The sequence below is a fragment of the Mesorhizobium sp. B2-3-12 genome (genome assembly GCF_006442205.1).
Taxonomy (GTDB): domain Bacteria; phylum Pseudomonadota; class Alphaproteobacteria; order Rhizobiales; family Rhizobiaceae; genus Mesorhizobium.
Genome location: NZ_VFVR01000001.1, coordinates 1,019,263 through 1,039,201 on the forward strand (window position 1 = coordinate 1,019,263; position 19,939 = coordinate 1,039,201).

The following is a 19,939-nucleotide window of genomic DNA, read 5'->3' on the forward strand; positions in this document are numbered from 1 at the left end:
TTCGTGTCGCGTCGCGGCCTGTTATGGAGGAGCGGGGTGGCGAGGAACGCAGACGCATGAAGCCTATCTATATCGACTACCTCAATGCTCTCGACATCGAAGCCCTTGCCATGACCGATGCCGAGATCGTCGGCGCCGTCGAGGCCGGGCTCATCGCGCAAGGCAAGGGCCAGACGGTGATCGAGCCGCGTGTCCACCTCGAACCCGACCCGTCCTTCCACGGCCATTTCAATGTTCTGCGTGGCTACGTCGCGCCGCTCGACACGGCGGGCGTAAAAATCGTCGGCGACTATGTCGACAACTATCTGCACGGCCTGCCCTCGGAATTCGGCATCCTCAATCTGTTCGATCCGCGCACCGGCACGCCGCGCGCCATCCTCGACGCCACCGTCATCACCGACATGCGCACCGGCGCCGTCACCGCCATCGGCGCCAAGCACCTGGCGCGCAAGAACTCCAAGGTGCTCGCCCATATCGGCGCACGCGGCACCGCGTACTGGAATGTTCGCCTGCTCGACCATCTCTTCGATTTCGACGAAATCCGCGTCCATTCGCGCCGGCCGGAAAGCCGCGACGGCTTTGCCGCGAAGCTCGCCGCCGATCTCGGCAAGCCTGTCAACGCGGTCGCTGACTGGGAGAGCTGCGTCAAGGGCGCCGACATTGTCGTCGAGGCCTCGCGCCTGCCCGAGCCGCAACCCCTGCTCAAGACCGAATGGATCAAGCCCGGCGCCTTGGTGGTGCCCTATGGCACGATGAGCGCGGTGGAGTTGTCGCTGACCGACATCATGCAGAAGATGGTCGTCGACGACTGGGGCCAGTGCAAGGGCGGCAAGTTCGGCTCGCTGCGCGCCCATGTCGAGACCGGGCGGCTGAGCGAGACGACGCTGCATGCCGAACTCGGCCAGATCGCCGGCGGCCTGAGGCCGGGACGGCAGAGTAACGACGAGACCATCCTGTTCTGGCATCGAGGCCTGTCGCTGTCCGACATCGCGCTCGGCAAGGCGATGCTGGCCAAGGCGCAAGCGCAAGGCATCGGCCAGAGGCTGCGTTTCGCATGAGCGCGCTCGTCCTCACCGGGACCGGCGTCAGCGTCGGCGACGTCGCCGCCGTCGCCCGCGAGGCGCGCAAGGTGGAAATCGGAGCCGAGATCATCGGCAGGCTGGAGAAGGCGCGAAAGGTGCTCGACCAGGCCGCGGCCTCCGGCCAGCAGATCTACGGCCTGAACACCGGGCTCGGCGCCAATCTCGGTACATCGGTCGAGGGTGACCCTAGCGCCTTCCAGCGCCAGTTGCTCGAGGGCCGCAGCGGCGCGGTCGGCGAAGCGCTGCCGGTCGAGACCGTGCGGGCAACCATGCTCGCACGCCTGACAATGCTGTCGGTGGGTGGCTCCGGCCTGTCGCCCGCCGTTTTTGTCGCTTTGGTCGATGTGCTCAACGCCGGTGTTCATCCTGTGATGCCGTCGCTGGGGTCGATCGGCGCCGGCGACCTGGTGCTGATGACCGCGATCGCCCGCCTGCTGATCGGCGAAGGCGAAGCCGATTATCAGGGCAGGCGCATGCCGGCGGCCAAGGCGCTGATGATGGCCCGCCTCGCTCCGATCGGCCTGGCGCCCAAGGACGGGCTGTCGCTGATCAACGCTTCCGCTGTCTCCACCGGCGGCGGCGCGCTTGTGGTTACGGACGCGCTGTCGGCCCTTGACCAGCAGCAGCAGGCCGGCGCGCTGACCATGGAAGGGTTTGGCGCCAACCGCACCATCCTTGATCCCCGCCTGCACATGGCGCGGCCCGCTGCCGGTCAGCAGGAAGCCGCCAAGGCGCTGCACGATCTTCTCGCCCGCGACGAAGCACCGGCGCCCACCACCATACAGGATCCGCTGTCGATCCGCTGCATGCCCTCGATCCATGGCGCGCTGATCGAGGCGATCGGCCAGGCAAAACGCGCCGTCGAGATCGAACTCAATGCCGCCGCCGACAACCCGTTGGTTCTGGGCGACGACGAGTTGGTGCTGTCGACCGGCAACTTCCACACCGCTTCGCTGGCGCTTGCCTTCGAGACGCTCAGCCTGGCCATCGCCCAGTGCGCCGCCGCCAGTGCGGCCCGCTTCATCCAGCTCACCGGCTCGGGCCGCAACGGCCTGCCGAAATATCTGTCGCCGGTCGGCGGCGCCTCGGCCGGTTTCGTGCCGCTGCAGAAGACGGTGACGTCGATCCTGGCCGCCATCCGCCACAAGGCCAATCCGGTGATGCTCGATTTCCTGCCCGTCTCGGAAGGCGTCGAGGATCACGCCACGCAGACGCCGCTGGCAGTTTCGAAATGCGCTGACATGATTGCGCTGTGGCGGCGGCTGATCGCTTTCGAACTGATGGCGGCCGCCCAGGCCGTCGACCTGCGTGAAGGGTTGACGCTGGCACCACGCACGTCAGCCGTCCACACGGCGATACGCGCGCTCGTCCCTTCCCTGAAGGAGGACCGGCCGCTCGGCGTCAATGCGGAAGCACTCCACGCCGCGCTCGCCGGTAATGCGTGGCGGCCGGCCCTAGCTCCGGCCGACCTTGTCGAGAAACAGGCGTAGCTCGGCGGGATCCATATGCACGATGTGCCTGTCCTCGGGATAGGCGCCGCTGTTGACGTCTGCGACATATTCGGAGAACGCCGCCACCCGTTCCGCCTGCAGCCGGTCATACTCGGCGGCGAAATTGCGGTAGACCTTGGAGTGGCGGGGCATGTGGCCTCTATTCTGGCCAAGGATGTCGTCGGCGAACAAATATTGCGCGTCGCAACCGGTGCCCGCGCCCATCGACAGCATGATCAGCGGCGTCCGCTCCGAGATCGCCTTCGCCACTTCGACCGGCACAACTTCTATTTCGGCGCCAATGGCGCCCGCGGCCTCCAACTGCTTCACGGCCTCGAACACCTGCATCGCCGTGTCGGCGGTCTTCCCGACCGCCTTGAAGCCGCCGGTCCAGGTCGCACGGGACGGAATGAGGCCGACATGGCCGATGACGGGAATGGCGTCGTCCGCCATCCGCTTGATCGTGGCATAGCCCGCGCTGCAATAGACCGCGTCGGCGCCGGCCTTGTAGAGCCGGAAAGCCCAACGCAGGAAATCGTCAGCCGTGCCGATCTCGAAGAAATTGTCGCCCGGCATGGTGAACAGGCTGGGTGCCGCGTCGCGGTATTGCGGATTGAGCACCAGTTCGGGCGGCACCGAGACGATGTCGACCCCTGCCCGCTCGGCGGCCTCCGCCTCGTCCAGGTTGAGCACGCGCAGCATGGTCAGCTGCCGCTTGCCTTTCATGGCGCGCAAATCGGCGACTGTCGGTCTCTTTCGGCTCATCAAACGTCCCTCTGTTGCCTGCTTGCAGCGGTGCCGGATCAGCACCGCGTTTCAGATCTGGATCATCACCCTACCGGCCTCGACTTTCACTGGATAGGTCTTGAGGTTGACGCAGACCGGCGCGCCCTTGGCCTGCCCGGTCTTGTAGTTGAAGCGGCCATTGTGCTTGGGGCATTCGATGATGTCGTCCATGACCAGCCCGTCGGCCAGATGCGCCTTTTCATGCGTGCAGAAACCGTCGGTGGCGAAGAACTCGTCATCCGGCGAGCGATAGATCGCGAAGGTCCGCCCATCATGGTCGAAGCGGATGACATCCTCTTCCTCGACATCGCCCACGGCGCACGCTTCAACCCAATCGGCCATCTCAATCTCCTGCGGACATTACCGATCGCTATTCGGCCGCCGCCGACATATCGACCTCGTGGAATTCGCCGCGATAGGGCCTGGCCGTCGGCGGCAGTTCGCGCTTGAGGTAATAATCCTCGTATTTCAGCTGCCTCAGCAGCACCGGCCAGACCTCGCGATAGGCATGCCACATCGACGGATTCGGCTCCGGCAGATCGTGCTTGATCAGTTCGTGCAGCCTGGGCAGCGCGTGATAGGGTACCATCGGGAACATGTGGTGCTCCACATGGTAGTTCATGTTCCAGTAAATGAACCGGCTGATCGGGTTCATGTAGACGGTGCGCGTGTTGAGCCGGTGGTCGATGACATTGTCGGCTAGGCCGATATGCTGCAGCAGGCCGGTCGTCACCATGTGCCAGGTGCCGTAGAGGCGCGGCAGGCCGATCAACACCAGCGGTATCCACGACCGCAGCGCGATCGCGAGAGCGATCGTCGCGACATAGATGGCGACGTGCCAGCGGGCCGCGACGACCGCCTTGTGTAGTTCCATCTCGGGGATATAGCTCTTCTCGTCATCCGACAGCGTGCCAAAGGCCTGGCGCGCCAGCGTCGGCAGCGAATAGCGGAAGTCGAGAATGCCGGTGAAGGCCAGTCCCGCCTTCAGCAGGTCCGGCGGCCGCATGACGGCGATCTCGGCGTCGCGGCCGACGATGATGGTGTCGGTGTGGTGGCGGGCATGGCTCCAGCGCCATTGCACGGGATTGCGCATCAGCATGAAGGAGGCGATGTGGTAGACGACATCGTTCATCCAGCGCGTGCGGAACGCCGTACCATGGCCGCATTCGTGCCAGCGCGAGTCGCTCGACGAGCCGTAGAGCACGCCATAGACCAGCAGGAACGGCACCACCCACCAAGTGCCCCAGAACCAGACGTTGCCGGCGGCCGAAGCCAGGATCGCGACAATCCAGATCACCGTATCGCGGATCGCCGGCCCGTCGGAACGCTGCATCAGTTCCTTCATCGCCTTGCGCGGCACATCGGTGTGGTACCACTCGGCCGAGGCAAGCCCGGTCTCTATCGCCGCCCTGGTGCTCTCGCCGACAAGGCTGTAGTCGCGCTTTTTTGCCGTCGTCACATTGACCTCCAATCCCTGCGCAGCGCTGGCAATCCGGTCCGCCGGCCGGAGGGCTTGCATTGGATAAATGTCGCGCTCATGTCCTGCCGGCCAGTCTTGGAAAGTTTCCGGAAGGCCGAGGATAATCCTGCTCGGGCTGCCGGGCGATAGCCGCGATCCTGGCTTCGGCCGCTGCGATCTCACCGGCGCCGTCGAGGACGCTGAACACCGCGTCATAGGCCCGGCTTTCGCCATGCTCCAGCCAGATCATCTCGCCGCGCTCGCGGGCGGCGAGATCGCCCAGTACATGGTGGGTCGAAGGCTCGATCCCCAGCGCGTACTGCCCGGCCTGGAAATTCTGCCACTGATAGGCGCAGGGCAACTGGTCCTTGCGCGTCACCAGCTCGAGACCGAGCCCGATGCGGTCGTTGACGACGGCCACCGGCACCTCGCCATTGGCATCGGCGGCCATCTCATGCTGCCAGACCTGCTCGCTGAAGCCCGCTTGCGGCGCAGGCGCCGTGCGGTAGCCGACCTTCTGCGCCGCGTAGCGCGCGCCGGCATGGCCCGCCCAGACGACGTCGCGGATCGGCGCCAGATAGCGTGAGCCCTCGTCCAGCAGGGGATGGCTGACATTGACATGGTAGAAATACATATGCGGCGTGCGGTTGAAGCCGTGATTGACGACATGGTCGGAAAGCCGGATCTCGTTGCCGCCGACGTCCGCCTCGATGCGGCGGATGAGATGCAGATCCTCTGCGAATACCGCCGACTGCTGGACGATGCCTTCGGCCCACAGCACGCAGCGGTCGCCGTCCCAGCGCTCGCCATAGCCCGTCAGCCGCGCCGGGATGGTGCCGACCCGCCCATGCAGCGAGTGGAGCGCCGTCTTCTTGCCTGGATAGTTATAGTTCTCGGCCGGGACTTCTTCCCGCCCCAGAATATGGTCGAGGCCGCAGGTGACGAGCAGTCCCGAGAAGGAGCGCGCCCAGGCCAGCCCCCCTTCTCCTTCATACTCATGCAGGCCGGGATGACGAAAGCCGCTCGGCGAATGCCAGCCGATCGCCTGGCCCTTGAAGTCGCAATCGGCGATGTCCAGCGCCCGGTCGACCAGCGCGGTGAAGCGCAGGCCCGAGCCGGTGCGGAATTCGAGCATGCGAATGCCGCGCTCCGCGCCGTCGCCGAGCGTCATCAGCCGCACGCCGGCGAATTGCGACAGCTGGCCCGACCGCTCGGCCACCTGCCGGCGCGACAGCGTCTTGCCGTAGAGCTCTACCATGCGACGCCCCTCACTTTGCCCTCGCCTCCTTGAGCAAGGCCGACATGTCGGCGCCGGTAATGATGCTTTCCACGGTCAGCAGGTCGGTGTCGGCCACCGTCTGTTCGGCGACGATTTCGCCGCGCCGCATGACGATGATGCGGTCGGCGACCTGGAACACGTGGTGGATGTTGTGGGTGATGAGCAGCACCGAATGGCCGGCATCGCGCACCTCCTTGACGAAGCGCAGCACGCCATGGGTTTCCTCGACGCCGAGATTGTTGGTCGGCTCATCGAGGATGATGACCTTGGCGGCGAACTGCATGGCGCGAGAGATGGCGATCGACTGCCGCTCGCCGCCCGAAAGTGTACTGACCAGCGCGTCGGCGTCGAGCTTTTTCGAGATACCGACGCGCTTCAGCAGCGCCGAGGCGGCCTTGCGCAGCTTGGCAAGATCGAGCGGCGCGAATACGCCGAGCCAGCCGAAATTGACCGGCTCGCGGCCGAGGAAAAGATTGCGCGCGATGCTGAGGTCGGGCGCCAGCGAGGTGTCCTGGTGGATGGTCTCGATGCCGAGGTCCATCGCATCCCTGGTCGAGCGGATCGAGACCTTCTCGCCGCGCACATAGATGTCGCCGCGATCGACGGGGAAGACACCCGAGATCGCCTTGATCAGCGTCGATTTGCCGGCGCCATTGTCGCCGAGCAGCGCCACCACCTCGCCTTCCCGCAGTGTCAGTGAGGCGTTCTTCAGCGCCCGCACGCTGCCGAAGGATTTTTGCAGGTTCTGCAGCCGAAGCACTTCTTGCATCATCGTCAGCCCCTTGCGGCGTTCTTCTGCAGCAAAGCGTGCAGGATGAGCATGGCGAGGATGATGAGGCCGACGAAGATGTTGTAGGCGAGCCCCGGCACGCCGATCAGCACGATGCCGTTGCGGATGGCGCGCAGCATCAGCGCGCCGACGATGGTGCCGAGGATGGTGCCGCGTCCGCCGGTCAGCGCCGTGCCGCCGACCACCACCATGGCGATCACCTCCAGCTCGTAGCCTGTGCCGGCCACCGGCGAGGCAGCCGAGATGCGGAAGGCGCTGATCATGCCGGCTAGGCCGGCGAGCACCGAGGTCGCGATGAACAGCCAGATCTTGACGCTATCGGCCGGCACGCCGCGCGCCACCGCCGCGTTGCGATTGGAACCGATGGCGCTGATCCAGTTGCCGAGCTTGGCGTAGCGCAGGATGTAGATGGCAAACAGCGAAAGGCCGATGAACCACCACAGCGAGGTGTAGAAGCGGAACGAACCGATGTTGAAGCTGCCCGCCAGCAGTGTCACGAAAAACCCAGGCTGGTCCCAGGATTTCAGCGGAAACCCCTGCGTGATATAAAGCGCTGCCCCGCGCACGACGAGCAGCATCGACAGTGTCACCAGGAAGGACGAGATGCCGATCTTGGTGACGATCAGCCCGTTGATCGCGCCGATCGCGATGCACAGCATAAGCCCGGCCAGCAACGCGACCCCGATATCGACGCCACCATTCTGCACCAGCAGCATCACAACCACCGGCGCCAGTCCAAACACCGCACCAACGGAAAGATCGAATTCGCCTGCCGTCAGAAGCAGCGTCATGCCGAGCGCGATGATGCCGAGTTCGGGCAGGAACGCCATCATGTTGGAGATGTTGAGCGGCGACAGGAAATTGGCGTCGGCGACAGCAAACACCGCCAGCAATACAATGAGGATGACGAAGGAGGAGAATTGCGGCGAGCGCAACAGGCGGGACCTGCCTCTCGCCCCCAGCGCGTCGTCTTCTGCGGCAATTGTCATGACTGCTTGGACCATGCTTGAAAAGACGCCCGCCGCTTTCGGCGGGCGCCGGTTTTCTCACTTCTTGTCGTAGAGCTTCAGGATCGGGTCGACGCTGGAGGCGTCGTAGAGACCGAACGTGTGGATGTCGTAGCCGATCGGTTCGCCGGAGGCGGCAAGCCCGAGCAGTGCCACCGGCATGAAGCCCTGCGCCGACGGGTACTGCCAGGCGGCTGCGTTGACGAAGCCATCCTTGACGGCTTGCGCGGTCTCCTTGGAATTGCCCCAGCCGACGACGGGAATCTTGCCCGCCGGCACGCCGGCGCCGTCGAAGACGCGCTTGACGCTGGCCGCCACGGAATCGCCGAGCGCGATGATCGCCGGCGGATTGTTGGCGACCATGTAGTCGGTCATCTTGGCGATGATGCCGGCCGGATCGGTGCCGCAATCGACCACGTCATATTTGATGTCAAGCGGATCGAAAACGCTGGCAATGCCCTCGGTCTCGAGCTGCTGGTAGCTGGCGCCGGGCACCTCGACCGGCAGGAACACCTTGTCGCCCTGCTTCACCATCTTGTGGTCGACGAGGTATTTCGCCCAGATGGCGCCCGCTTCCTTGAGATCGGCCCCGACATAGGCCTGGCGCCCTGTCGCCGGATCGTCGGTGTTGAAGAACACGATCGGGATGCCGGCCGCCTTGGCCGCCTTGACCTCCTCCGTCCACAGGCCCGGCTGTGCCGAGGTGGTGGCGATACCGTCGGGCTTGGCGGCAAGCCCCGAGTTGAAGGCTTCCTTCTGTGCCGCCATGTCGCCGCCGCTGAAGGAGATCTTGCAGGTCACCTTGAGCTGGTCGCAGGCCTTGGTCGCGCCGGCATTCCAGTCGATCCAGAACGCATCCGACGGGCCGCCATGCGACAAGAGATAAAAGGTCTTCTGGCCGTCCTGCGCCTGCGCAGCCGTGCCAAGGACGACGCCGGCGAGCACTGTCGCCGCGGCAGCCAGTTTCCAAGTGAATTTCAACATTCTTTCCTCCCTTGTTTGAAGCCGCGCCGCCATGCACCGGGCGGCGCGGCCAGCGGTCACAGGCCGTTGGCGCGGAACTTCCCGTCGAGGAATGTCTTGGCGCGCGGCACGTCGTCCTCCGACAGATGCTCAATGATCACCGGGATGTTCGGATGCTTTTCGGCGAGACGCTGCAGATAGAGGTCGTAGTTCAGCGAACCGAGGCCAGGCGCCGGCAGCTCGATCTCGCCAACGCCGCGGAAGGTGTGGCTTTCCATCGCGTCGGCGTCGCCGATATCGGCATGCTTCTCCGACTTGTCGTCGCCCGAGCGCTTGACGTCCTTGGCGTGCGCTATTCTGATCTTGTCGGTCAGCGTGTCGAACACCTGGTTCAGGATCTGGTCCATCCGGTCGATATTGTGGGTCTCGAAGTAGTTGGTCGGATCCATCAGCAGGCCGAGGCCGGGATGGTCGACCTGCGCGAACATCCTGACCGTCTCCTCGACCGAGCCGACGACGTTGTTGACATAGGTTTCGAGCAGGAAGACCGAGCCGTGGTCGTAGGCCGTCTGGGCGAGGTCGGCGATCACCTTGCGGCATTCCTCGAACCCTTCCTCGGTCTTGTTCTTGGGGTGATGCACCCAGTCCGATTCGGTGTTGTAGGTGCCGGTTTCCGAGATCACGTAGGGCGAGCCGAAATGACGGGCGTTGCGGATGATCTCCTTGAGATAGCCGACGCGCTTGTCGCGCTCGGCTTTGTCGGGATGGATGATGTTGGTATAGCCCGACACGCAGCAGACCGGCAGGTTGTGGTCACGGAAGACGTCGCGCACGGTCTTGGCCTTGTCCTTGGTGATCTGGCCGGCCGAAAGGTCGACATCCCTGAAATGCAGGTCGAGCTGCACCGTGTTGAAACCGAGCCCGCGGATCTTCTTCGCCGTCTCTTCGAGGCCGTACGGGAAATAGCCCGTGAAAATACCTGCCTGCATCATGGTGTGAATTCCTCCCAGTAAGCGATTCAGTTGTCTGGTGTTTCGGTTGCGGTGATCAGATAGCGATTTCGGAAAGCTTGACGGTGCGGCCCGATGCCATCGAGCGATAGCCCGCTTCCACCAGCGCCATGGTCTTGACGTTGTCGGCGACGGTGAGCGCCGGCGGCGTGCCGGTCTTCACCGCATGCTGCAACTGCTCCATCACCCCGATGAAGGCATGCGGGAACCACATCGTCTCCCAGCTCGGGCTGATCCACTCGCCACCGGTCGTCTCCGCCGAGGCGTAAGTCAGTGTCGAAGCGGCACCCGTCGGCCAGCCGATCGTGCCCTTGGCGACGCCCTTGGTGCCGTCGACACGCCAGTTGATGTGCTGGTCGTCGCGATAGCCCTCCTGGCGCGGTCCGGACCAGACGTCCTCCAGCGACAGGGCGAGCACCCCCGAGGGGAAACGCAACGTCGACACGGTGATGCCGTCGGAATGGTCGAATGTGGTGCGCGGATCCTTGCGCGTCAGCGTCGTGATCTCGTCGGGATCGCCGAACAGGAAGCGCAGCACGTCGAGGTGATGCACGCTCATATTGGCGAGCGTCAGCCGGTCGTAGCCTTGGAGGAACGTCTGCCAGTGCGGGATGGCGTGCATGTCGATCTGCGCGAAGACGATGTCGCCCAGCGCGCCGCTGTCGATGATCTGCTTCAGCACGCGCATCGACTGGTCGTAGCGCATGTTCTGGTTGACCGAGAGGATCTTGCCGGCCTTTGCCGCCTCGTCGCGCAGCTTGACCGCCTCGTCGACCGACAACGCCAAAGGCTTCTGGGCCAGGATCCCCTTGATGTGCTTTTGCTTCAATGCATGCCGGATCAGCGCCGGCTGCTGGTCAGGCGGAAAAGCAAGGTCGATGATCTCGACATTTGCGTCCTCGATCAGCTGTTCGGGCGTGTCGTGGACGGTCGGAATGCTCCAACGGTCGGCGACCTTTTGCGCATTCGCCTTTGTGCGCGAAGCGATCGCCACCACCGGTAAGCCTGCTTCGTGATAGGCGGCCAGATGGCACTCGGCCATGATCATGCCGGCGCCGACGCAGCCGATCCTGTATTCCTTCGTGCGGACCTTCACGTCCGGCTCGAAGCCCTTGCCTGTCATGCCTTCCTCCCGAAATTCTGTCCTCGCGGCCGCATTCATCTTGCCAACGCGCCTCCGCCCTGTCCGAAATAATGCACGCGTGCCGGCTCGCAGGATATCGCCACCATCGCGTCGGGCCTGATATCGGGCTGGCCGCGCAGCAGCGCCTTCAGCCGCGCCTGCCCGGCGGCGAGCGTTACCACGGTATAGCCGCCAAGCGGCTCGACCTCGAACACTCGCGCCGGGCGGCCCGAGCCGCCATCCGCCGTCCCTTTGTCGTTCCAGGGTCTGACCTTGATGTCCTCCGGCCTCAGCCCGATCTCGAGTGCGTCGGCCGGAGCCGCGCGGTCGGCGATGCTGAGCGCGCCTTCGGCGGCTTCGACGCCGCCCTCGCCGCGAACGGATTTGAGGATGTTCATGACAGGCGAACCCAGCAGCCGCGCCACGTAGGTGCTGGTTGGACGGTCATAGATTTCGGCCGGCGCGCCGATCTGCCTGATCCTGCCACTCTCCAGTATGGCGATACGGTCGGCGATCGACATCGCCTCTTCCTGATCGTGGGTGACATAGATCAACGTCTTGCCGAGCTCGCGCTGGATGCGCTTCAGCTCGACGCGTGTCTCCTCGCGCAGCCGCGCGTCGAGCGCCGAGATCGGGTCGTCCATCAGATAGGCATTGGGGTCGCGCACCAGCGCGCGTGCGATCGCCACGCGCTGCCGCTCGCCGCCCGAAAGCTGCGCCGGCGGCTTGTGCAGGATATGACCGATATGCAGCTTGGCCGCGACATCGGCGACGCGCCTTTCCATATCGGCTTCGGCGACCCGGCGCTCGACCAGCGGGAAGCGGACATTGTCGAGCGCGCTCATATGCGGGAACAGCGCCAGGTTCTGGAACACCATCGCCACGTTGCGTTCGGCCGGCGAAACAGCATTGACCGGCTTGCCGCCGATGAGGATTTCGCCGGAATCAGGCATCTCCAGCCCCAGCACCAGCCGCAGGATCGTCGACTTGCCCGACAGCGGCGGCCCGAAGAAGCAGAAGAACTCGTTGTCGTTGACGGTGAACGAGGCGTCGTCGACGGCAAGCGTGCCGCCATAGCGCTTCGTGACATTGCGGAAGACGATATCAGCCATGGCTCAACCCGCCCTCATCGCAAGACCGCTGGCGGCGTCGAAAATGCGCACCGATGACGCCGCGGGCGCGACGATTGCGGTTTGCCCGATCGACAAGCCGACATCATTGTCGAACACCGCTTTCACGGCGCCCTCGCCCTGGCCGAGATGAACGATGGTGCGCGCGCCGATGCGTTCGACGAAGGTGACAGGCATGGCAAGCCCGCGCCCGTCCTGCGCCAGGGCCACCTGTTCCGGCCGGAAGCCGTAGAGCACCTCGCCGCGCGCACCGCGCAGGCTGGCCGCCAGCTCATCCGGCAATGGCGGCGTGACGCCCAGCGGGCCAAGATCGACGACCAGCCCGCGATCGCTCTCCGCCGGCTTGCCCTTGAGCAGGTTCATGCCCGGCGCGCCGATGAAGCGGGCGACGAAGACATTGGCCGGGTTGTTGTAGACTTCGAGCGGCGTGCCGACCTGCTGCAGCACGCCATGGTCCATGACCGCGATGCGGTCGGCCATGGTCATGGCCTCGAGCTGGTCGTGGGTGACGTAGACCATGGTCTGCTTGAACTGGCGCTGCAGCTGTTTCAGCTCCGTGCGCATGACCGCCCGGAAGGCCGCGTCGACATTGGACAGCGGCTCGTCGAGCAGGAAGATCGCCGGCTCCATGATCGCCGAGCGGCCGATCGCCACGCGCTGCAGGATATTGACCGACAGCCGGTCGGCCTTGCGGTCGAGCAGCGTCGAAAGCTGCAGCAGTTCTGCGATCGCACCGACGCGTCGGTCGATCTCGGCCTTGGCAGCGCCCCGCATCCTCGGCCCGTAGGCAAGGTTCTGGCGCACCGTCATATGGGTGAAGATGGCATAGTTCTGGAACACGAAGCCGACGCCGCGCCGGCCCATCGGCACGCCGGCCATGTCGCGCTCGCCGAACAGGATCTTGCCGCTGGTCGGCTCCTCCATCCCGGCGATCATGTTCATGGTCGTCGACTTGCCGCAACCCGATGGCCCGAGCAGCGCCATGAACTCGCCGTCCGATATGTCGAGGTCCATGGTTTTCAGCGCCGTGAAGTCGCCGAATGTCTTGGTGAGGTGGATGAGCTGGATCGCGCTCATGCCGCAACCTCACGGGTCCCCGCCATGCGCTTCATGGCGAACACCGCGACGATGGAGAGCACCACCAGGATGGCCAACGCGATCGCCGCCACATAGCCCCAGATCAGGTCCTGCGTGGTGACCTTGTAGATGTAGACGGAGATCGTTTCCGTGGCGACGCCGGGGCCGCCGCCAGTCATGATGTAGAGCGTGTCGAAGATCTTGAAGTTCTCGATCACCCGGATCGCCAGCGCGATGATGATGATGGTCTTCATCTTCGGCAGCACGATGGTGGTAAAGCGCTGCCAGGGATTGGCGCCGAGTAGCGTCGCCGCCTTGATCTGGTCCTGCGGCACGCCAACCAGGCCGGCCAGCAGGATGAGGAACATCAACGGTGTCCACTGCCAGATATCGGCGATCATCACCGCGATCAGCGCCAGCGTCGGGTCCGACAGCCAGGCGATGGTGACCTGCGTGCCCGTGATTGCGGACAGGATGTCGTTCACCGGGCCGCCCGACTGGAACAGCATGAAGAACATGTAGCCGGCCACCGCCGGCACCACCATCATCGGCATCAGCAGGATCGAATAGAAAATGCGCTTGCCCGGGAAATCGTCGGCGAACAGGGTCGCCAAGGCCAGGCCGAGCAGGAATTCCGCCGGCACGCAGACGATCATGACGATGAACGTGCGCTTCAGCGCGCTCCAGAAGCGGCCGTCGGCGGCGAGATCGGTATAGTTGGCAAAGCTGTTCCACATCTCCCAGGCGTTCCACCAACCGAGGCCCGAAAGCGGCGACCAGTCGGTGACGCTGATGTAGAGCTGCATCAGGAGTGGAAAGGCGGAGATGAACAGCACCAGGATCTGCGCCGGCAAGGTCAGCCGAAAGCCGAGCCGCGCCCCCTCGTCGCGCGGGGCCGGTTTCGCACGCGCGACGCCCATTTCGTCCTCCGAAACAGCCACGGTCACCGTGCTCATTGCTTGAGCGCCCCAAAAGTCAGCCCGCGCACCAGATGGCGCTGGATAGCGATGCCCATGATGACCGGCGGCACGGCGGCGATCAGCCCGAGCGCCGCCTTGGCGCCATAGAGCTGGCCGGTCATCGAGGACGACAACGAGGCCATGTAGACCGGAATGGTGACCCATTCGCGCGTCGTCAGAAGCAGCGCGATCAGATAGTCCGACCAGTTGAGGATGAAGACGAAGAGGGCAGCACTTGCGAGCGGCGCGCGCATCATCGGCAGCGTGATGCGGGTGAAGACGCGCAGCCGCGAACAGCCCTCGACGAGGGCAGCCTCCTCAATCTCGCGTGGCATGTCGTCGAAGAAGGTCTTCATCAGCCAGAAGGCGAACGGCAAGGTGACGATGCCGTAGATCAGAGCCAGCCCCCACCAGCTGTCGGTGAAGTTGAGGAAGGCCCACATGATCATGACGGGGATCATGACGGCCATCGGCGGAAACAGCCGGAGCTGGATCAGCGCCAGCGGCAGGTTCTGTCCCGAGCCGAAGCGCGACAGGCCGTAAGCGGCGGCCGTGCCGGCCGACATGGCGATCGCGGTGCCGAACACCGCCGACAGCAGCGACGACAGGATCGGCTTCAGCGCGGTGCGGTCGAGCGCGACGATCAGATTGTTGGTCGACTCGCCGAACACGAACTGGAAATTGCTGAGTGTCGGGTTCTTCGGCCACCATGTCAGGTCCGCGCCCGTCGCCGACCATTCGGCGATCGGCTTGAAGGCCATCGACACCATCCACAGGATCGGCACCAGCGTCACCGCCATCGCCGCGAGGATCGCGGCGTAGCGGAATATCTCGAAGGGGATGGAACGCTTCATCTGGCTGCTTTTGCTGGTGGCGTTAGATCAAGATGACATTTCGTTGAATCGTCATCCTGATCTAACTCTTTGTTGGAGCATGATCTTTCCCGAAAACCGGGTCCCACTTTTCGGGATCATGCTCTATTGCGGAGGGGAAGAGCTTTCGCCCCTCCCCTCCGGCCCTGATCCAGGGAGACGGATCAGCTGATCGGATCGAGAACGGTCGGCCAGGCTTCCTTGTTGGTTCGGATGGCTTCGAGCAATTTGTCCTCGCCGATGCGCCGGGCGATCTTCTTCCACTCGGCCTCGGTGTCGGCCATCGCCTGCTCCGATGTCTTGGCCTTGGTCAGCGAGGCCATGAGGTTTTCATCCAGCGCGTTGTGGAAGGCGGTGGCGCCGGGATAGTTGATGGTCGGCACCGTTCGGGCGACCGTCTCGCGCACGACGTCCATGTGGTAGGCATGGTAGGTCTGGCGCACCAGCGGATCGGAGAAATCCGAAAGCCGGAACGGATCGAGATAGCCGCCCGGGTTGGCGCTCATCCAGGCGTAGATGCGCGCCGAGCCCAACCATTGCAGCAGGAGATAGGCCACCTCCTGGTTTTTCGACTGCGATGAGACCATGCCGGTCAGCGAGAACCAGAGCACCGAGCGGCTGATCAGCTTGCCGTCGATCTCACGGCCGGGCGGCAGCATCGTGCCGATCTTGCCGGTGACCTTGGAGTCCTTGTTGCCGGCATTGTCGAGGAATTTCGGCAGATTGGAGAAGGCGCAGGTCATCGCAGCACCCCCCTTGGCGAAATTGCCATACTGCTCAGGCCAGCCCCACGAGATCGCGTCCGGCGAATGATGGGCGAGCGATTCGACATATTCGTTGGTGGCGGCGATGCCGTGCTCGGAATTGATCAGCGGCTTGCCGTCATCGCCGAACAGGAACTGGTTGGGCGAGGCCATCGAGACATAGCGCTGATACCAGTTGGTATAGCCCCAGCCCTGGTTGCGCAGGTCGGTCGAGCCGAACAGGCCCTTATCCGGACGCTGGAAGAAGGCCGCGACATCGCCGTGCTGCTTCCAGGTTTTCGGCGGCGCCAGATCGTAGCCGTATTTGTCCTTGAAAGCCTTCTTCTCGGCCTCGTCGCCGAACAGGTCTGTGCGGTAGACCCAGGTCTGGAAGTCGCCGTCCAGCGACACGCCATAGTTCGAGCCGCGATATTTGTTGAGCAGCGACACGCCCTTGGCGCCGTCGACATAGCCGGTCTTGGGATCGTCCCATTCGGGTTTGTACTGAGCGACGAAATCGTCGAGCTTGGCGATGCCGCCGGTCTCGGCCAGATCGCCGAGGCGGTTCCACTCGGTCGAGTAGATGTCATAGGCTCCACCCTTGGTGGAGATATCCTGCATCGTCTTGGTGAATTCCTGACCGTTCGGCAGGCCGACGATCTCGATCGGGATGCCTGTCTCCTTTTCCCACAGCTCCTTGATCGAGGGCGCGCCGGCCGGGAATGGCTGGGTGAGCTGGCCGATCGAACCGTCCGACAGGCCGAGCACGATCTTGGACGGCGCCTTGCCGGCGCCCTTCAGCGCCTTGGCGGCCTCGACGGCGCGGCCTTCCGGCGTGTCGGGGCCGTATTGATAACGCTCGGCGCCGTCGAAGCCGGTCGGCCCGCCGATCATGCCGGGCGCCAGTGCGTCGGCGGCATAAGCGCGGCCGGGACGAATGAATTGTGGCGCGATACCTGTCGCGGCGACGAACACCGCGGCCTTTCCTCCGGACGCCAGCAGCCGGCGCCGCGAGATGCGGATCAGATCAGACATTGGAATTCCTCCCTCAGGGCCAACGTTTCCTCCACCGGCCCATGAGGGATATTGACGGCAGTATCGGAAGGCTGTCAACATCATAAATAATCAAAACACCTCATAAAATCGCAGCAGGGCGGGAAAATGCGTCATATCAGGGTTCATAGAACACTCCAGCTGCCTCGATTTGATGGGAAATGGCCTTTCCTGTCCCGGCATGGTCGCACCAGGCGAGATGATTTAGCCCGGCGGCTTGCGCATCGGCCAAGGCCGGATACATCATTTCCCATCAGAATCGCGGATAGCGAGGCATTGGCGCCATCAGGCCGGCAGCCGGCATTGCGTGATCCCGATGTGTTGAGGAGTTGAAAAACGGTGCGTTCCACCCTGACCGACATCGCCCGGGAAGCCGGCGTCTCCGCCGCCACCGTCGACCGCGTGCTCAACAACCGGCCAGGTGTGCGGGCACGCACGCGCGAGGTCGTGCTCGAAATGGCGCAGCGCCTCGGCTACATCGCCGAGAGCCCAAACGCAGCGCCGCCCAGACCCCTGCCCGGCGAGATCATCCGGCTTGACTTCGCGCTGCCGGCGGGCACCAATTCCTTCATCAAGATGCTGCACCGCCACATCGAGGCGCAGGCCTTGGCGCGCCCCGATCTCGACGTCCACATCGCCACCATAGAAGGCTTCAATCCCGACCGGCTCGCCCGCCTGTTGCAGGATCTGCGCGGCCAGACGCAAGGCGTCGGCGTCATCGCGCTCGACCATCCAACGGTGCGCGAGGCGATCCGCTCGCTGTCGGCCAACGACGTCAAGGTGGTGACCATCGCCTCCGACATCCTGCATGTGCCAAGGGTTGCCTATATCGGCATCGACAACCGCGCCGCCGGGCGGTTGGCCGGCTATCTGCTCAACCGTTTCATGGGGCCGGAGCGCCCCGGAAAGGTGGCGCTGTTCGCCGGCTCGCTGTCCTATCGCGGCCACGAGGAACGCGAGATGGGCTTCCGGCACATATTGACCGAGGAGTCGCCCAATCTCGAGATCGTCGAGATGCGCGAAATGCTCGACGACCGCGAAAAGGCCTATTCGGAGGCGTCTGCGCTTCTGGAACGGCACCCCGACCTTGCCGCGATCTACAATGTCGGCGCCGGTAACACCGGCATTGCACGCGCGCTCAAGGAGCGCGGTCGCGCGCAATCGATGGTCTTCCTCGGCCATGAAGTGACTGATGGCACCAAGGATCTTTTGCTCGATGGCACGCTCGACGCGGTCATCGACCAGAACCCGCGCGTCGAGGCCCGCGAGGCGCTCAACATCCTGACCCATGCGGTGCGGGGCCTGCCCTATGAACTGCACCAGCCGAGGCTGCAGGTGATCTTCAAGGAGAACATCCCGGAGATTTGACGGGCAAGCCTCAGATTCTGCGCACGCTCGCCCCACCGTCCTCGCGAATGCCAATTGCAATGCGTTCGCCGGAGACAATGCCCGCAATGTCACACACCACGAGCGGCATGTGGATGTCGTAGAGAAACTCCGCGACGATGGCGCCCACCGCCAGGATCGGGTCCGGGCGCTCCAGAAGAATACCCGCTGGCGCCGTGCTCCGGCGGATCGTTTCGGCTAGAACCGAGGACGATGAGGACGACCCGCGTCCGCTCGGCATGACCAGGATTTTGCCGGCGATATTCTGGCCGCGGCCCGGATGCGAATGGTCGATGATTTCGCCCGTCTCCGCATCGATGCCGCCCCAGAAGCTGAGCGGTTGCGAAAACACCAGCGCCTCGGCCTCTGCGGCACCAGCCAGTTGGAAGCTGCCGGCTCTTTCAAACGCTGCCACCGATTGCGTCATGACGCACCCCGCACGACATGTCCTACCGCCGCGGAGCGGATGCAGTCCCTCATCTCGGCGAAGGCGACGGTCACACCAATATTGCCCGGCGCGTAATGCGCCCATTTGCCAGAATTGGTCATCACCACGCCGTCGAGGCGGTCGAGGATCGCGGTGACATAGGTGCAGGTGTCGGCGACCGGGATCAGGCCGAACGCCTCCATGCCGTCGAGCGCCCCCTCCTCCTGCAAGCGCGCCAACGTCGCGCGCCCGGTGTTGACGTAGATCGGGATGCCCCGGCCAGGTGCTGCCTCGCGCAGCAGCGGCAGCAGGCGCATCCACTCGTCATGCGAGAAATGCGGCGTGCCGAGTGACACCGCCGAGAGCGGCGCGCCATCCGGCACGCCAGACAATCTGGACAGCGCTTGATCGATGTCCGCCCGGGTGACGCGGATGGTCTCCTCAGGCGCATGGCCTTGGAACGCCTCGTCGAGCGTTCCCGCCTCCGGTGTGATGCCGACCGCATGAAACAGCGCCACCGCGCCTGTCGTTGCCGCAGCGGCGCCCAGCGCTTTCAGTTGATCCTCGTCGCGCGGCTTCGGCAGGCCTGATATCACCGGAATGCGATCGCCGCTGGCTTGCCCGATGATCAGCCCGACGCCGACGAACAGGCTGTCGCTCGGCACCCCGTCGGCAACGTCCAGTTCGAACAGGATGCGGCCGCGCCGGTTCTCGGCGAGATGCAGGCCCCAGGCTGGCGCGCGCTCGGTCATGGCGCAGCACAGGTCGATGAAATCGCCATAGCGATTGGTGCGCGCGCCGATCACCGAATTGGCGAACACGATGGCGTTGGACTCGCCCCAGGCGATCTGCTGGCCGAAGCCGGGCCGGAACCGCGTCTGGTAGGGCGCGCAGGTGAAGGTCGCCTGGCAGCCAAGCTCCAGATGCGCCTTCATCAGCCGCCGCGCCGGTGCTTCCTCCGCCGCCGGCATCTTCACCATGCTGGGATGGATGAGGTCGAACGATCCGACATTCAGCGTCGTCGGCACACGCACACGGCCACCGCCCTCGACCAGCCGTTCGACGAAATCGAGCCCTGCCTTGCCGTGATAGAGGCAACCGTCGATATGGGCGGCCGAAATGTCGAGCAGGCTGGTTGCGCCGATGGCGTTGGAAAAGGCGACGAGGATTTTCATGGCGGCGGCGGAGGATGGGCCTTGCTCGCCGTCGAGCATGGATTGGTCGCGGGCACTCAATTCCAAAGTCATCGATGCGCTCCGGTCTCATGCTTGAGGGGATGGCGGGACAGCACCCCCCTCTGTCC

19 protein-coding genes are annotated in these 19,939 nt (G+C 64.4%); 3 read left to right on the forward strand and 16 right to left on the reverse strand.

Going from position 1 to position 19,939, the window contains the following annotated elements; genetic code table 11:
* Positions 1-56: 56 nt before the first annotated feature.
* Both FJ948_RS04905 and hutH read left to right on the forward strand, forming a co-directional pair.
* Positions 57-1,058: an ornithine cyclodeaminase family protein gene (locus FJ948_RS04905; RefSeq protein WP_140702046.1), complete on the forward strand. Its 1,002-nt coding sequence runs from the start codon at positions 57-59 to the stop codon at positions 1,056-1,058.
* A complete protein-coding gene (hutH, locus tag FJ948_RS04910) occupies positions 1,055-2,572 on the forward strand; it encodes a histidine ammonia-lyase (RefSeq protein WP_140702048.1) in 1,518 nt (505 codons plus the stop codon). The genes FJ948_RS04905 and hutH overlap by 4 nt, the downstream gene beginning before the upstream one ends.
* Here hutH and FJ948_RS04915 read toward each other — a convergent pair.
* The 14 genes from FJ948_RS04915 to FJ948_RS04980 form a co-directional block, all read right to left on the reverse strand.
* Positions 2,537-3,337 carry a 3-methyl-2-oxobutanoate hydroxymethyltransferase gene (locus tag FJ948_RS04915; protein WP_140702050.1) on the reverse strand — a complete coding sequence of 267 codons (801 nt, stop codon included), beginning with the start codon at positions 3,335-3,337 and terminating at the stop codon, positions 2,537-2,539. The genes hutH and FJ948_RS04915 overlap by 36 nt on opposite strands.
* Before the next feature lie 51 nt (positions 3,338-3,388).
* On the reverse strand, positions 3,389-3,700 hold the full coding sequence (locus tag FJ948_RS04920) for a MocE family 2Fe-2S type ferredoxin (protein ID WP_140702051.1): 312 nt from the start codon (positions 3,698-3,700) through the stop codon (positions 3,389-3,391).
* A 28-nt stretch (positions 3,701-3,728) separates the two neighbouring features.
* Positions 3,729-4,817: a fatty acid desaturase family protein gene (locus FJ948_RS04925; RefSeq protein ID WP_181173555.1), complete on the reverse strand. Its 1,089-nt coding sequence runs from the start codon at positions 4,815-4,817 to the stop codon at positions 3,729-3,731.
* A gap of 76 nt (positions 4,818-4,893) precedes the next feature.
* A complete protein-coding gene (locus FJ948_RS04930) occupies positions 4,894-6,075 on the reverse strand; it encodes an aldose 1-epimerase family protein (RefSeq protein WP_140702053.1) in 1,182 nt (393 codons plus the stop codon).
* 10 nt (positions 6,076-6,085) lie between these two features.
* On the reverse strand, positions 6,086-6,868 hold the full coding sequence (locus FJ948_RS04935) for an ATP-binding cassette domain-containing protein (RefSeq protein WP_140702055.1): 783 nt from the start codon (positions 6,866-6,868) through the stop codon (positions 6,086-6,088).
* 2 nt (positions 6,869-6,870) lie between these two features.
* Entirely contained in the window at positions 6,871-7,875 is a 1,005-nt protein-coding gene (locus FJ948_RS04940) for an ABC transporter permease (RefSeq protein ID WP_140702057.1), read from the reverse strand.
* 57 nt (positions 7,876-7,932) lie between these two features.
* Positions 7,933-8,877, reverse strand: coding sequence for a substrate-binding domain-containing protein (locus FJ948_RS04945; RefSeq protein ID WP_140702059.1), 945 nt, complete (start codon positions 8,875-8,877; stop codon positions 7,933-7,935).
* A gap of 56 nt (positions 8,878-8,933) precedes the next feature.
* Positions 8,934-9,848: a sugar phosphate isomerase/epimerase gene (locus tag FJ948_RS04950; protein ID WP_140702061.1), complete on the reverse strand. Its 915-nt coding sequence runs from the start codon at positions 9,846-9,848 to the stop codon at positions 8,934-8,936.
* Positions 9,849-9,903: 55 nt separating this feature from the next.
* Entirely contained in the window at positions 9,904-10,989 is a 1,086-nt protein-coding gene (locus tag FJ948_RS04955; RefSeq protein WP_140702063.1) for a Gfo/Idh/MocA family oxidoreductase, read from the reverse strand.
* Positions 10,990-11,024: 35 nt separating this feature from the next.
* Positions 11,025-12,101, reverse strand: coding sequence for an ABC transporter ATP-binding protein (locus tag FJ948_RS04960; RefSeq protein ID WP_140702065.1), 1,077 nt, complete (start codon positions 12,099-12,101; stop codon positions 11,025-11,027).
* Between the two features lie 3 nt (positions 12,102-12,104).
* The gene (locus FJ948_RS04965; RefSeq protein ID WP_140702067.1) at positions 12,105-13,196 is read right to left on the reverse strand and encodes an ABC transporter ATP-binding protein; all 1,092 of its coding nucleotides are present in this window, start codon (positions 13,194-13,196) and stop codon (positions 12,105-12,107) included.
* Positions 13,193-14,152, reverse strand: a complete 960-nt coding sequence (locus tag FJ948_RS04970) for a sugar ABC transporter permease (protein ID WP_140702069.1) — start codon at positions 14,150-14,152, stop codon at positions 13,193-13,195. Before FJ948_RS04970 ends, FJ948_RS04965 begins: the two co-directional genes overlap by 4 nt.
* Entirely contained in the window at positions 14,149-15,009 is an 861-nt protein-coding gene (locus tag FJ948_RS04975; protein WP_140702071.1) for a carbohydrate ABC transporter permease, read from the reverse strand. Before FJ948_RS04975 ends, FJ948_RS04970 begins: the two co-directional genes overlap by 4 nt.
* Before the next feature lie 182 nt (positions 15,010-15,191).
* A complete protein-coding gene (locus FJ948_RS04980; RefSeq protein ID WP_140702072.1) occupies positions 15,192-16,805 on the reverse strand; it encodes an extracellular solute-binding protein in 1,614 nt (537 codons plus the stop codon).
* A 357-nt stretch (positions 16,806-17,162) separates the two neighbouring features.
* On the opposite strand from FJ948_RS04980, the gene FJ948_RS04985 reads away from it, so the two are divergent.
* Positions 17,163-18,191 carry a LacI family DNA-binding transcriptional regulator gene (locus FJ948_RS04985; RefSeq protein ID WP_140702074.1) on the forward strand — a complete coding sequence of 343 codons (1,029 nt, stop codon included), beginning with the start codon at positions 17,163-17,165 and terminating at the stop codon, positions 18,189-18,191.
* Positions 18,192-18,201: 10 nt separating this feature from the next.
* On the opposite strand, the gene FJ948_RS04990 is transcribed toward FJ948_RS04985, so the two are convergent.
* Positions 18,202-18,636: a DUF126 domain-containing protein gene (locus tag FJ948_RS04990; protein ID WP_140702076.1), complete on the reverse strand. Its 435-nt coding sequence runs from the start codon at positions 18,634-18,636 to the stop codon at positions 18,202-18,204.
* Positions 18,633-19,883 (reverse strand): aconitase X, encoded by a 1,251-nt coding sequence (locus tag FJ948_RS04995; RefSeq protein WP_140702078.1) that lies wholly within the window; start codon positions 19,881-19,883, stop codon positions 18,633-18,635. The genes FJ948_RS04990 and FJ948_RS04995 overlap by 4 nt, the downstream gene beginning before the upstream one ends.
* Between the last annotated feature and the right edge of the window lie 56 nt (positions 19,884-19,939).